Consider the following 13,549-nt stretch of genomic DNA (forward strand, 5'->3'; position numbering starts at 1 on the left):
AATGAATCCTGAGATTAATTACCGACTTTTTTAAATTATATTAAAATGAGTTTAAGACTCCTCCTTTTCATGTTCGTCAATGTCTTTTTGTAAATCTAGTTTTCTGAATGAAGGAGAGAATATTCCAGTTCCTAGAACAATCATTAAAGTCATACTTCCACCAAAAACTACAGAAGTTACTGTTCCCATCAGTTTGGCTGTTAATCCGCTTTCAAAAGCCCCCAACTCATTAGAAGAACCTACAAAAATAGAATTCACTGCCGAAACTCGACCTCGCATGTGATCTGGAGTTTTTAATTGTAAAATAGTTTGTCGTATCACTACCGAAATTCCATCTACAGCACCGCTCAAAAATAATGCAAATACGGATAGAGCAAAAATGGTAGAAAGTCCAAAAGTAATGATGCAAAGTCCAAAGGCAAAAATCGCTGCCAGTAGCTTTAATCCCGCATTTTTATTCATGGGAACATAAGCAGAAATTATTAATGTCAAAAAAGAACCTACAGCTGGTGCTGCTCTCAGCACACCAAAACCTTCGGGACCCACTTTTAATATATCTTGAGCAAAAATAGGCAAAAGTGCAACCGCTCCACCAAATAGAACCGCCACCATATCCAGTGATAATGCGCCCAAAACGGTTTTATTATTGAAAACAAATTTTACCCCTTCTTTCAAACTTTCCATAATAGGTTCCCCAATTTTTGGGTTCAAAATTGGCTTGGCACCAATTTGAGTTAAAGCAATCAGTGCAAAAACAGAACAAGCAAAAACAGAACACATCGACCAGTGCACGCCAATCAAAGTAATAGAAAAACCAGCTACAGCTGGTCCTAAAACAGACCCAATTTGCCAAACGGAACTGCTCCAAGTAGCAGCATTAGGATACACTTTTTTAGGAACCAATAAGGATAAAAGGGAGAATATCGTTGGGCCAAGAAAGGAACGTACAATTCCGCCCAAGAAGACCATAAAATAAATACCATACAAAATAGCTCTTGTTGAATAGTCACTTACAATTGTGGGCCAGGTCAATAAAAACAAACCAAAACTAATTACTGAAAAACCTAAAATACATTTAACGAGAAGGCCTTTTTTCTCATTTTGATCAACAATATGTCCTGCAAATAAAGCCATAGCAACCGCAGGTATGATTTCCATTAAGCCTATAATTCCTAGTGAAAGGGGGTCTTTCGTTAAACTATAAACCTGCCATTCGATAACAATAAATTGCATGGACCAGGCAAAAACCATAGCAAATCGCAATAATAAAAAAGTGTTGAATTCCTTATAACGTAAGGCTGCGTAGGGGTCGTGTGTTTTTTTCATTTGGGTAATCTCAATTATTTAATATCTCTTAATCGCAACTGTAAACTTACTTTACCATTCCATTCGTTTTCATCAATGCAGTAAACGGCTTGAAATGGTTTTTGATGTGTTGTTAAATCCATTTTATTTCCTAGTCCAAAACCAATGGCTGGAATTCCTTCGGAATTGTTTTGTTTGATAAACAATTTTATATGTTCGTCTTCTTGTCCCATTGGTTTTCCATAACCCGTATCTTTTATGTTTTGAGTGAGGAAAATGGGAGTCATATTTTGTGGTCCAAAAGGCTCAAATTGTTTCAAAATCCGAGTTAGTTTTGGGCTAATGTCAGTAAAATTAATTTCGGCATCGATCTCGATTTCGGGTGTTCGCATATCCGGATGAATCGTTTCTTGTACTTGCTGCTCAAATGCTTGTTTAAAAACAGCATAGTTTTCTGCAGCCAATGTCATTCCTGCGGCATACATATGTCCACCAAATTGTTCCAAATGTTCCGAGCAAGCTTCGAGTGCATTATACACATCAAACCCTTTGACAGATCGTGCCGAAGCGGCATATTTATCACCACTTTTTGTAAATACTAAGGTGGGACGATAATAGGTTTCTATCAGTCTTGAAGCGACAATCCCAATTACACCTTTGTGCCAATCTTCTTGAAAGACTACAGAGGTAAATCGCTCTTTTTCCTGATTTTCTTCTATTTGCGAAAGCGCTTCTTTGGTAATTTGTTTGTCTAAATCCTTACGGTCGGAATTGTATTGTTCAATTTCGGAAGCAAATTGTTGTGCTTGTTCAAAATCGAATTCGGTTAATAATTCCACAGCATGATTTCCGTGTTTTATTCTGCCAGCTGCATTGATTCGAGGCGCTATGATAAAAACGACATCGGTGATGTCAAGGGTTTGTTTCTTTATTTGGTGAATTAAAGCCTTAATTCCAGGCCTTGGATTTTCATTAATAACTTGTAAACCAAAATAAGCTAACACTCGATTTTCACCGGTCATAGGTACAATATCGGCGGCGATTGCAGTTGCTACTAAATCTAAATACGGAATAAAATCATCAATGGTTTGCCCTCTATTACTTCCTAAAGCTTGTATTAATTTGAAACACACACCACATCCACACAATTCATCGTATGGATATGAACAATCAGATCTTTTTGGGTCAAGGACAGCGACTGCTTCGGGTAAAGAGTCTCCTGGTCTGTGGTGATCGCAAATGATGAAATCAATATTTCTTTCTTTTGCGTAAGCGACATGATCAATGGACTTAATACCACAATCCAAAGCGATAATTAATGAAATCCCATTGTCATCGGCATAGTCAATTCCTTTAAAGGAAACGCCATATCCTTCCAAATAACGATCTGGAATATAAGTAGCAATATTAGGATAATAGGATTTAAGGTAAGAAGAAACTAGGGAAACAGCGGTAGTTCCATCCACATCATAATCCCCAAAAACCAAAATATTTTCTTGATTTGCAATGGCACGTTCGATTCTTTCCACGGCTTTAGCCATGTCTTTCATTAAGAAGGGATCATGTAAATGGTCTAGCGAAGGGCGAAAAAAAGCTTTGGCTTGGTCAAAAGTTTCAATACCGCGCTGCACCAGTAAAGTGGCGACAAAATCTTCTACACCCAAGGTTGTGGATAAATGCCTAATCTTATCCTCAGAAGGTTTTTGTTTTATGGTCCAACGCATTTGATTTGTGATTTATGAATGTCGATTAACGATTTGTGATTTAATATCTGCAATCAAAAATCGTTAATCTTCAATTCTATATAATTTATTTTAGTTCCAATGCTTCGCCTTCAAACTGGATTCCATCCCAACCGTGAAGTACGAAATTACGAATGTTTTGATGATCCGTTCCTTCAGGATTTTTCAAAACGTCTTCATAATAATAAGCTCCAAAACATGATAAGGTTTCTTCAGGAGTTAAGTTTTGCAATTTGGCGAAAGCAAACAATTTACATGAACCTGAGTTTTCTCCCGCTGCATTATGTTGATTTCCGTTTTGAAAAGTAGTAGGAGTAAAGGTATAATTGGCTTCAATTGCAGCAATAGTTTCTGGAAATGTTATTTCTTGTGGCGTATTTTTTAATATAGAGATATAAGATGCTATCGTCATAATATGGTTTTTATTCTTGATCTTCTTCTTTTGAGAATTTATTTTTTTTAACTTCCTTAACGAATGGTTTTCCGCCAACGACAACAACAATTTCACCTCTTGGCGCTGTTTTTTCAAAATGGGTTAACACTTCACGAACCGTTCCACGAACATTTTCTTCATGCATTTTTGATAATTCTCTGCAAACACAAATAGGTCTGTCTTCACCAAAATAAGTAATAAATTCCGTTAATGTTTTTAGTAATTTATGTGGGGAAACATATAATATCATCGTACGGGTTTCTTCGGCTAAAGCCAAATAACGGGTTTGTTTCCCTTTTTTGTCAGGTAAGAATCCTTCAAAAACAAATTTATCATTAGGTAAACCACTATTTACTAAGGCGGGAACAAAAGCGGTCGCACCAGGTAAGCATTCTACTTCAACTCCATTCTCAACACAAGCGCGAGTTAATAAAAAGCCTGGATCAGATATGGCTGGAGTACCAGCATCCGAAATTAAGGCAATGTTTTCCCCAGCTTTCAATCGGGAGATCAAATTCTCTACGGTTTTGTGCTCATTGTGCATGTGATGACTGTACATATGGGTGCCAATCTCAAAATGCTTTAAGAGTTTGCCACTAGTACGGGTATCTTCGGCCAGAATCAAATCGACTTCTTTTAAAATCCGAATGGCTCTAAAAGTCATGTCTTCAAGATTACCTATGGGCGTGGGAACAATATATAATTTTGACATAGTTTATTAAAGAAATTTTTTCTCGATGATATCCATAAAACGCTCTTCATAATCTTCTTTCCCTTTCCAGTTGTTGTAATCAGGTTTTACCATTTCTTCAATGAAGTTTCGTGTTTCATGAAAATTGTCAAATGTGATTAATTGATTCAATACGCGGTTGTAATCTTCACTGTTATTACCAAAAAGGTGTTTTACAAATGCAATTCGATCATTTAAATCAATATCAATGCCTTTGGATAATTTGTCATTTAGGGATACAATTTTTGGTTCGGCTTTTTCCTTTTTTTCTTCTATTATCGGTTCTGGAGCTTTTTCAACTATAGTTTCTTTGGCTTCAAAAACAATTTCTGGAGGTAATGCAGGTACATCATCTACTTTGACAAAAAGAGTGTCATTGTAATTTCCACCTAATAAATCTTCGAAAGAAATTTGTACGGCCTCCGGTTTTTTAGGTGTTTCAATTTCGATTTCTTCTGTTTCTGAATCGTCAGTTAATTCAAAAGCAGCTTTGAATTTATGTTGTGGTTCTTCTTCTTGTTCTTCTTTTTCTTCAGAAGCAACAAGAATCTCTTCTTCAGCTTCATTTTCGCTAATGACGACATCGTCTGTTGGCATTTCCTCAGTTACCGGTTGCTCTTTTATATCAGCTTCAAAATCGCCTAATGTATTGTCTTCTAAAACCTCTTCTTCTACTTCTGGGGAGCTTTCCTCAGTTTTAGAATCTTCGATTGTATTTTCTTCTACTAGCACTTCGTCCAAATGTGCTACTATTGTAGGAGATGCAATTTCTTGTTCTGATTTCTCTTCTTTTATAGTTTCAGAAGTTGTTCCTTCTTGGGGAAGTTTACTTTCAGTTATTTCAATGATAGTCTCAGCTGGCAATTCGGCACTTTTGTCATAAAAGGCTTGCACTTCTTTTTCGATCTCAGCATGGCCAATTGTTGGTTTTACATCGCCATAATGTTCGTCAATAAATCGTAAAACGGATAGCTTTTCGTATAGTTTTTGAGATTCCAAATACAGTTGATTGATATCAGACTTGTTCTTAAGTTGTAGTATTCTATGTGCAATGCTGATTAAATCGGCTTCCAATTTTTTTTTCATAACGTTTAAATTATAGTATATATGGCGTATGTGTTTCTCATTTTATTTTTTACCAAAAGAAATTCAAGGGCTGTAGGGGCAGAAGATTTAATTTTAAATAACTGTTTACAAATCCTCGAATTGATAAAATTTTTCTACTTTTGAGACAACGTAAAAGTATAAAATCTTATGTTGGTTTATTACGGTACAAAGTAATAAAAACTATTCATTTTTTAAGTTAGAAAAATATAAAATGTTTCTCGAAAATACAGTAAATCATAAAGAACAGTTTGGTTGGATCGAAGTCATATGTGGTTCAATGTTTTCGGGTAAAACCGAAGAGCTAATTCGTCGTCTCAAGAGAGCACAATTTGCCAAACAAAAAGTAGAAATCTTTAAACCAGAAATTGACACCCGCTACCATGAAGATATGGTAGTGTCGCATGACGCTAATGAAATTCGTTCTACACCAGTTCCAGCTGCTGCCAATATCGCCATTTTGGCGCAAGGGTGTGATGTGGTGGGAATTGATGAAGCGCAGTTTTTTGATGACGAAATAGTAAGGGTTTGCAATGATTTAGCAAACCAAGGTATTCGTGTTATTGTTGCCGGGTTAGATATGGATTTTAAGGGTAATCCTTTTGGACCTATGCCTGCATTAATGGCGACAGCAGAATATGTGACTAAAGTGCATGCTGTATGCACTCGAACAGGTAATCTGGCTAATTATAGTTTTAGAAAAACAGATAATGATAAATTGGTCATGTTAGGTGAAACAGAAGAATACGAACCCTTGAGTCGTGCAGCTTATTATCACGCCATGAAAAAAGATCAGGAGAATAAATAAAATTCTGTCCCCGGCCAGTCATTGCGAAGAATGAAGCAAGCCAAAGGAGAGGGAGACAAAACGAAATAGGGTTTTGTCTTTTTAAATCAAAAATCGTTAATCAGCAATCTGATTTCAACAATCTTATATTTTTTTCCTCATTCTAGCCACAGGAATATCCAGCTGCTCTCTGTATTTAGCGATAGTTCTTCTTGCAATTGGGTATCCTTTTTCTTTCAGCAATTCGGCTAATTGATCATCTGGTAAAGGTTTCTTCTTGTCTTCTTCTTCAATAATATTTTGTAATATTTTTTTGATTTCAAGCGTGGAAACATCTTCCCCTTGATCGTTTTTCATGGCTTCTGAGAAGAATTCTTTAATCAGTTTTGTTCCGTAAGGTGTTTCTACATATTTACTGTTGGCTACACGGGAAACCGTTGAGATGTCAAGTCCTACCATATCCGCAATGTCTTTCAAGATCATTGGTTTCAATTTGGTTTCATCGCCATCTAAGAAATATTCTTCTTGATAATGCATAATAGCATTCATGGTTACAAATAAGGTTTCTTGACGTTGACGAATCGCATCAATAAACCACTTAGCCGAATCCAGTTTTTGTTTGATAAACTGAACCGCATCTTTTTGTGGCCCTGATTTATCGGTAGAAACTTTATAGGTTTGCATCATTTCCTGATAATCTTTGGAAACGTGCAGGGTAGGAGCATTTCGACCGTTTAAAGTTAATTCCAGTTCGCCATCAACAATTCTAATGGCAAAATCAGGAACTACGTTCTCTGTAATTTTATTATTTCCTGTAAAAGAGCCTCCCGGTTTTGGGTTCAGTCTTTCAATTTCATGAACTGCTTTTTTGAGCTGCTCATTGGAAACATTGTATTTCTGAATTAATTTATCGTAATGTTTTTTGGTAAAAGCATCAAATTGATTTTCGATAATATCTGTTGCTAGTTCCACGTATTCCGTAGGGGTTTTGTGTTTCAACTGCAACAACAAGCATTCTTGTAAGTCGCGCGCACCTACACCAGAGGGTTCTAGTTCATGAATTACATGCAGCATCCGTTCTACCGTAGCTTCATCCGTATATAAGGCTTGGGTAAACGCCATATCATCCACAATATCAGGAATGCTTCTACGGATATAGCCCATGTCGTCAATACTTCCTACTAGAAATTCAGCAATATCACGTTCTTCATCATCGAGAATAAACGTATTCAATTGATTAATTAAATCTTGGTGAAAACTAATAGGTGCTGCCAATGGTGATTCTCGATCGTCATCGTCATCACTGTAGTTATTGGCTTGTGTTTTATAATCGGGGCTATCGTCGCTATTTAAATATTCGTCGATATTGATGTCTTCGGCGTCATTCCTGTCAGATTCCGCCTCATCATAATCATCGTAGTCTTCGTTTTCAAATTCATCCTTTTCATAATCGTCTTCCTCTTTACCTGCTTCTAAAGCTGGATTTTCATTCATCTCTTCCAGTAAACGTTGTTCAAAGGCTTGCGTAGGCAATTGAATTAACTTCATCAACTGAATTTGTTGAGGAGATAATTTCTGCGATAATTTTAAATTTAAGAATTGCTTTAGCATTTGTTTGTTTAATCGGTTAACTGTTTATTTGTTTAATCGATTAACCGATTAAACTTTTTTTCTAAAATTCAGCATTCATTGGCGTTCTTGGAAAAGGAATTACGTCACGTATGTTTGTCATTCCTGTTACAAACAGCACTAATCTTTCAAAACCAAGACCAAAACCAGAGTGAACTGCTGATCCAAATCGTCTAGTATCAAGATACCACCACAATTCTTCTTCGTCAATTCCTAAGGCTTTCATTTTTTCGACTAAAACATCAAAACGCTCTTCTCTTTGAGATCCTCCTACAATTTCTCCAATTCCTGGGAAAAGAATATCCATGGCGCGAACCGTTTTTCCGTCTTCGTTCAAACGCATGTAAAACGCTTTGATATTGGCTGGGTAATCAAACAAGATTACAGGGCATTTAAAGTGTTTTTCTACCAAGTAACGCTCGTGCTCTGACTGTAAATCAGCACCCCATTCGTTAATGATGTAGTTGAATTTTTTCTTTTTATTTGGAGTACAGTCTCTCAAGATATCAATTGCCTCCGTGTACGATACACGTTTGAAATTGTTTTCTAAAACAAAATTCAATTTGTCCAGCAAAGCCATTTCGCTTCTTTCCGCCTGTGGTTTTGATTTTTCTTCGTCCAATAATCGTCCTTCCAAGAATTTTAAATCCTCAGGACATTTGTCAAGCGTATATTTAATTACATACTGAATAAAATCTTCAGCCAAATCCATATTGTCATTCAAATCATTAAAAGCAACCTCTGGCTCAATCATCCAGAACTCCGCAAGGTGACGAGACGTATTTGAATTCTCTGCTCTAAACGTAGGTCCAAAAGTATAAATCTGTCCTAATGCCATAGCAAAAGTCTCTCCTTCTAGTTGTCCAGAAACCGTTAGATTCGTTTCTTTCCCAAAGAAGTCTTCTTTATAATTTATTTTTCCGTCTTCTGTTCTTGGCGTTCCATCAAATGGCAAAGCGGTAACTTTAAACATTTCACCAGCACCTTCAGCATCCGATCCTGTGATGATTGGCGTATTGACATATACAAATCCTTTTTCTTGAAAATAGCTGTGTACTGCGTATGATAATACAGAACGAACACGCATAATAGCACCAAACATATTGGTACGCACTCTTAAATGCGCATTTTCACGCAAGAAATCCAAGCTCGGTTTATTCTTAGGTTGTATTGGGAATTTCTCAGCATCAGAATCTCCTAGGATTTCCAATGTTTTAACTTGAATTTCAAATTGTTGTCCCGCACCTTTACTTTCAACCAAAGTTCCTGTAACAGATATCGCTGCTCCAGTCGTAATTCTTTTCAAAGTTTCGTCAGGAGTATTCTCAAAATCGACTACACATTGTATATTATTGATGGTTGAACCATCATTCAAAGCAATAAATTGATTGTTTCTAAAAGTTCTTACCCATCCTTTTGCATTTACTTCATGTAGTGTCGTTGTACTGTTTAGTAAGTCTTTAACTTTTGTATGTCTCATTTTAGGTGTATAGTTGAATTTAAAATTGTCTCATATTCGAACTGCAAATATAAATCATTTGTTTTAAATGTCATTGCGAGGAATGATGCATTTAGGAGCTATTTCCCGCTATTCGCTATATCTTTTACTTTTTAAAGGAAAAAGTAAAAGGATGTCGCTATTATCGGGGCTAGGGAATAGTGGAATTCGACACTTTAAATAAATTAAAAATTTGACAAACGCCCTAACAGTTTGTATTTTTGTCAGATGAATGATAATTTTATAACCGAGTATTTCGGGATAGGCATACAAAACGGAAAAACTCCTGAAAATTTAGGCGTTTTATGGAGATCTGCACAAAACTTAGGTGCAAGCTTTATTTTCACCATTGGGAATCGGTATGCAAAACAAGCTTGCGATACCCATAATGCCGTAAAATCGATACCTTATTTTCATTATGAATCGTTTGAAGACTTCTATAAAAACTTACCCAAAGGGGCTCGTTTAGTAGGAGTGGAGCTAGATGAACAAGCCACCGATTTAGAAACCTTCGAACATCCAAGGCGTTGCGTGTATCTATTAGGTGCTGAAGATCATGGTCTTTCAAAAAAAGCCATTGAAAAATGTCATCATTTAGTAAAATTCAAATCCGAAAAAAGCTTAAACGTATCTGTTGCGGGAAGTATTGTTCTTTATGATAGAGGTCTTAATAAGCCCCGTTCATAAAATAAGTTGTTATTGTTTAGTACCTTTATTAGATTCATAAACAGTAAATTATAACGTTATTTGCACCTTTAATTAGTTGTCATGAAAAAATTGTTTTATACCCTTTTTTTAGTTGTGATCTTCACCTCCTGTTCTGGACAAACTCCTTTTGGGAAACCAGAAGTAAGTCCAGTTGAAATTCAAACTCAGTTTATGGATTGGTGGACCTATCAATACAATAACATCATGCTTTCTAGAGATTTTATTGCATTAGATTCCAATTCAAAAGAAATTACCAAAGATCAATTTTTAAAAGAATTAAGCGAAGGAAGTTACATCCCAATTCGATTAGAATCCGATTCAGCACTTTTTTATTACAAGCTTTTCAAGATTGACCCAAAATCCGATACAAGTATAAAAGCAACCATTGTTGAAACCGCTTTCAATGAAATTCAAAATCTAAAGAAAGAAGGGGAGCCATTTCCTGCATTTTCATTCTCAGATTTAAATGGTAATTTGATTACAAATGAAAATCTTAAAGGGAAAATTGTTGTCATAAAATGCTGGTACATTCATTGTGCTGCTTGCATTAAAGAATTTCCACAAGTAAATCAATTAGTGGAGAAATATAAAGATAGAAAAGACATTGTTTTTATAAGTCTGGCTGAGGATACTCCAGAACAGTTAACCGTTTTTTTAGCTAGAAAACCGCTGTCCTATTCCGTTGTTCCTAATATGAAAACGTACATGAATTTAACCTTGCAGCTTAATGCGTTTCCTACTCATATTATCATTAATAAAGAAGGGTTTATGGAAAAAGTGGTTTCTAATTATGCTGGTTTAGAAGTTAGTTTAGAGAAAGCTAGTAGAGAATAAATATAAAATTGTACAATTGGGGTGTTTTTTTTTCTGCTTCACGGTTATATACTATTGTATATAAAAAATCCCGCCTTTGTAGACGGGAAGTTTAATATAACTTAACTGTAAAGATAATTTTATTTGTTATTCTCCATATCCATTATTAAATTGGCAATTAGAGCGGTCCATCCTGTTTGGTGAGAGGCACCAAGCCCTTTACCACTATCTCCATCAAAAAACTCATAAAACATATGTTCGTTTCTGAAATGTTCGTCCTTAGCAAAATGATTTTCAGAGTCATCAGAATGGTATTGGAATTTACCTTCAGCATCTCGTTCAAAAAGTTTAATTAATCTTTTTGTTAATTCATTCGCAATTTCGTTTAAGTTCAGTTTGTTTTTTGAGCCTGTTGGAAATTCATATACATAAGTAGGTCCATAAAAAGTATAGTATTTACGCAATGATTGGATGATCATATAATTCAAAGGCATCCATATAGGACCACGCCAGTTTGAATTTCCTCCAAACATTCCTGAACGACTTTCGCCAGGTTCGTATTGAATTTTATGATGTCCTTTATTTCCAAATTCAAAAGGATGTTCTTCATGGTATTTAGATAGCGAACGAATCCCATAATCAGATAGGAACTCTTTTTCATCCAGTAAGCGCACTAGAAGATGTTCTAATCTAAAACCGCGCATAATGGAGAATAGAAAATTACCATCTTTATTGGCAGTCTCTAAATTTGAAATTAAGGATGCTAAATCGGGTCGTGTTCTTATTATTTCATTTGCTCTTTTTTGAAAGTCTTTTAATCCTTCAAATAATTCTTTATTCATGATTTCGACAGCAAACATTGGAATAACACCCACTAAAGAACGTACTTTTAAACGTTCAGCACTTCCATCGGACATTTCGACAACATCATAATAAAAATTGTCTTGGTCATCCCAAAGTGAAATGTCTTTTTTCCCAATATGGTGCATTGCCCAAGCGATGTTTAAAAAATGCCTGAAAAACTTAGCCGATATTTCTTCGTAAATTTTGTTGGTTTTCGCTAATTCCAGTGACATGCGCAACATGTTTAAAGAGAACATTGCCATCCAACTCGTGGCATCTGCCTGTTGCATTTTTTTAATTCCCTCCGGCATGTGGTTACGGTCAAAAACACCAATGTTGTCCAAACCTAAAAACCCTCCTTCAAATAAATCAGTACCAGTAGTGTCTTTTTGGTTCACCCACCACGTAAAATTGATGAGGAGTTTTTGAAATGCTTTTTCCAGAAATTCAGTATCAGCTTTGCCAGTGCGTTTTTTGTCTTTGTCATAAACAGTCCAAACCGCCCAGGAGTGAACCGGCGGATTTACATCACTAAAATTCCATTCATATGCTGGAATTTGACCATTGGGATGCATGTAGCTTTCTTGCAATACTAATAACAATTGTTGTTTAGCAAAATAAGGATCTATTTCTACAAATGCTGCCATGTGAAAAGCAAGGTCCCAAGCTGCATACCAAGGATATTCCCATTTGTCAGGCATGGATATTACATGACGATTAGTAAGATGTTGCCAGTTAAAATTACGTGAGTCCTTTCTTCTATAGGTTGTTGATGTTTCGTCAACACCACCAAAAAGCCACTTGTGAACATCATAATAATAGAATTGCTTCGTCCATAATAAACCTGAAAAAGCACTCTTAGCAATTGCTTGCTGGGCTTTAGGGATGTCTTTATTTATGATTTCGTTATAGAACGTTTCACATTCCTTTTTTCTTTGCTCAAATTGAGCGTCAAAATCGACCCAAGGATTTTCTAATGCTACATTGCTTAGGCGTATTTTAATGCTTTTTTCTTCGCCAGCTTTTAATTCTAATTGATGCCAAATAGCAGCTTTAGTACCGTGTTTTTTTGGATTGACAGTTGGCTCGCCATTGATGACATAGTTGTTAATACCATCCTTTACATAATCATAATCATTAGGCGAGTTGTAAATGCGCTCGTTATTGGTTTCGTTTTCACAGAATAATTGTTTGCCTTTATTATGATATAAGTAGTAGTCGTCATTTCTAGTACTTTTTGATAAAATGGTACCATCGGATACCGATTCCAACTTAGGTCGTGGATGCCTGTTATTGTGTTTCCAGAAATTACGAAACCATAGATGTGGAAGTACATGAATTTCAGCGGTATCTTTTCCTCGATTGACTACAGTAACTTTCATCAAGATATCATCAATACCGGCTTTTGCATATTCGATATAACAATCAAAATAAGCATTGTCTTTAAAAACATCAGTATCTAATAGTTCAAATTCTGATTCTTCTCTATTCCTATGACTGTTGATTCTTATTATTTCCTCATACGGAAATTCGTTTTGCGGGTATTTGTAGAGGTATTTGTTGTAAGAGTGTGTAGGAGTGGAAACTTGATGAAAATAAAGTTCTTTAACGTCTTCTCCGTGATTTCCTTGATTATTAGTAAGGCCAAATAGGCGTTCTTTTAAAATTGGATCTTTTCCATTCCAAAAAACGGGAGCCAAACATAAAATCTCACGAGAGTCGCAAAAACCGCCAATACCTTCTTCCCCCCATCGATACGCATTACTACGTGCTTTGTCGTGGTTGATAAATTCCCATGCATCTCCGTTATCGCTATAATCTTCGCGAACGGTTCCCCATTGTCTTTCGGCTAAATAAGGCCCCCATTTTTTCCAGTTTCTATAGTTATCAGAAACGGCTAATTTTTCAGCCTCAGAAATTTTATGAGTCATATATCGTGGTGTAATAGTTAATTTTA

Annotated in this window: 11 protein-coding genes; 3 read left to right on the forward strand and 8 right to left on the reverse strand. The window is 35.8% G+C overall.

Features of this window, described 5'->3' with window-relative positions:
- Positions 1–51: 51 nt before the first annotated feature.
- The 5 genes from AB3G39_RS03630 to AB3G39_RS03650 form a co-directional block, all read right to left on the reverse strand.
- Positions 52–1,326: an MFS transporter gene (locus tag AB3G39_RS03630; protein ID WP_369769692.1), complete on the reverse strand. Its 1,275-nt coding sequence runs from the start codon at positions 1,324–1,326 to the stop codon at positions 52–54.
- A 14-nt stretch (positions 1,327–1,340) separates the two neighbouring features.
- Positions 1,341–3,029, reverse strand: a complete 1,689-nt coding sequence (gene recJ / locus AB3G39_RS03635; RefSeq protein WP_369769693.1) for a single-stranded-DNA-specific exonuclease RecJ — start codon at positions 3,027–3,029, stop codon at positions 1,341–1,343.
- An 85-nt stretch (positions 3,030–3,114) separates the two neighbouring features.
- Entirely contained in the window at positions 3,115–3,459 is a 345-nt protein-coding gene (locus tag AB3G39_RS03640; RefSeq protein ID WP_369769694.1) for a HopJ type III effector protein, read from the reverse strand.
- A gap of 10 nt (positions 3,460–3,469) precedes the next feature.
- On the reverse strand, positions 3,470–4,192 hold the full coding sequence (gene rsmI, locus AB3G39_RS03645) for a 16S rRNA (cytidine(1402)-2'-O)-methyltransferase (RefSeq protein ID WP_367755678.1): 723 nt from the start codon (positions 4,190–4,192) through the stop codon (positions 3,470–3,472).
- A 6-nt stretch (positions 4,193–4,198) separates the two neighbouring features.
- The gene (locus AB3G39_RS03650) at positions 4,199–5,296 is read right to left on the reverse strand and encodes a hypothetical protein (RefSeq protein ID WP_369769695.1); all 1,098 of its coding nucleotides are present in this window, start codon (positions 5,294–5,296) and stop codon (positions 4,199–4,201) included.
- Positions 5,297–5,528: 232 nt separating this feature from the next.
- On the opposite strand from AB3G39_RS03650, the gene AB3G39_RS03655 reads away from it, so the two are divergent.
- On the forward strand, positions 5,529–6,122 hold the full coding sequence (locus AB3G39_RS03655; RefSeq protein WP_369769696.1) for a thymidine kinase: 594 nt from the start codon (positions 5,529–5,531) through the stop codon (positions 6,120–6,122).
- 123 nt (positions 6,123–6,245) lie between these two features.
- On the opposite strand, the gene rpoN is transcribed toward AB3G39_RS03655, so the two are convergent.
- Both rpoN and asnS read right to left on the reverse strand, forming a co-directional pair.
- A complete protein-coding gene (gene rpoN, locus AB3G39_RS03660) occupies positions 6,246–7,712 on the reverse strand; it encodes an RNA polymerase factor sigma-54 (RefSeq protein ID WP_369766053.1) in 1,467 nt (488 codons plus the stop codon).
- Between the two features lie 61 nt (positions 7,713–7,773).
- On the reverse strand, positions 7,774–9,210 hold the full coding sequence (asnS, locus tag AB3G39_RS03665) for an asparagine--tRNA ligase (protein WP_369769697.1): 1,437 nt from the start codon (positions 9,208–9,210) through the stop codon (positions 7,774–7,776).
- Positions 9,211–9,456: 246 nt separating this feature from the next.
- On the opposite strand from asnS, the gene AB3G39_RS03670 reads away from it, so the two are divergent.
- Positions 9,457–9,915 carry an RNA methyltransferase gene (locus tag AB3G39_RS03670; protein ID WP_369769698.1) on the forward strand — a complete coding sequence of 153 codons (459 nt, stop codon included), beginning with the start codon at positions 9,457–9,459 and terminating at the stop codon, positions 9,913–9,915.
- An 81-nt stretch (positions 9,916–9,996) separates the two neighbouring features.
- Positions 9,997–10,770: a TlpA family protein disulfide reductase gene (locus tag AB3G39_RS03675; RefSeq protein ID WP_369769699.1), complete on the forward strand. Its 774-nt coding sequence runs from the start codon at positions 9,997–9,999 to the stop codon at positions 10,768–10,770.
- A 119-nt stretch (positions 10,771–10,889) separates the two neighbouring features.
- Here AB3G39_RS03675 and AB3G39_RS03680 read toward each other — a convergent pair whose 3' ends face one another.
- The gene (locus AB3G39_RS03680) at positions 10,890–13,523 is read right to left on the reverse strand and encodes a glucosidase (RefSeq protein WP_369769700.1); all 2,634 of its coding nucleotides are present in this window, start codon (positions 13,521–13,523) and stop codon (positions 10,890–10,892) included.
- Between the last annotated feature and the right edge of the window lie 26 nt (positions 13,524–13,549).

This window comes from Flavobacterium sp. WC2416, from assembly GCF_041200095.1.
GTDB lineage: Bacteria > Bacteroidota > Bacteroidia > Flavobacteriales > Flavobacteriaceae > Flavobacterium.

What these genes read in the sequence shown, in the direction of transcription:
- AB3G39_RS03655 (WP_369769696.1), top strand. Translation starts at nt 5,529, where the DNA reads ATGTTTCTCGAAAATACAGTAAATCATAAAGAACAGTTTGGTTGGATC.
- AB3G39_RS03640 (WP_369769694.1), bottom strand. Translation starts at nt 3,459, where the DNA reads ATGACGATAGCATCTTATATCTCTATATTAAAAAATACGCCACAAGAA.
- recJ (WP_369769693.1), bottom strand. Translation starts at nt 3,029, where the DNA reads ATGCGTTGGACCATAAAACAAAAACCTTCTGAGGATAAGATTAGGCAT.
- AB3G39_RS03650 (WP_369769695.1), bottom strand. Translation starts at nt 5,296, where the DNA reads ATGAAAAAAAAATTGGAAGCCGATTTAATCAGCATTGCACATAGAATA.
- rsmI (WP_367755678.1), bottom strand. Translation starts at nt 4,192, where the DNA reads ATGTCAAAATTATATATTGTTCCCACGCCCATAGGTAATCTTGAAGAC.
- asnS (WP_369769697.1), bottom strand. Translation starts at nt 9,210, where the DNA reads ATGAGACATACAAAAGTTAAAGACTTACTAAACAGTACAACGACACTA.
- AB3G39_RS03630 (WP_369769692.1), bottom strand. Translation starts at nt 1,326, where the DNA reads ATGAAAAAAACACACGACCCCTACGCAGCCTTACGTTATAAGGAATTC.
- rpoN (WP_369766053.1), bottom strand. Translation starts at nt 7,712, where the DNA reads ATGCTAAAGCAATTCTTAAATTTAAAATTATCGCAGAAATTATCTCCT.
- AB3G39_RS03675 (WP_369769699.1), top strand. Translation starts at nt 9,997, where the DNA reads ATGAAAAAATTGTTTTATACCCTTTTTTTAGTTGTGATCTTCACCTCC.
- AB3G39_RS03670 (WP_369769698.1), top strand. Translation starts at nt 9,457, where the DNA reads ATGAATGATAATTTTATAACCGAGTATTTCGGGATAGGCATACAAAAC.
- AB3G39_RS03680 (WP_369769700.1), bottom strand. Translation starts at nt 13,523, where the DNA reads ATGACTCATAAAATTTCTGAGGCTGAAAAATTAGCCGTTTCTGATAAC.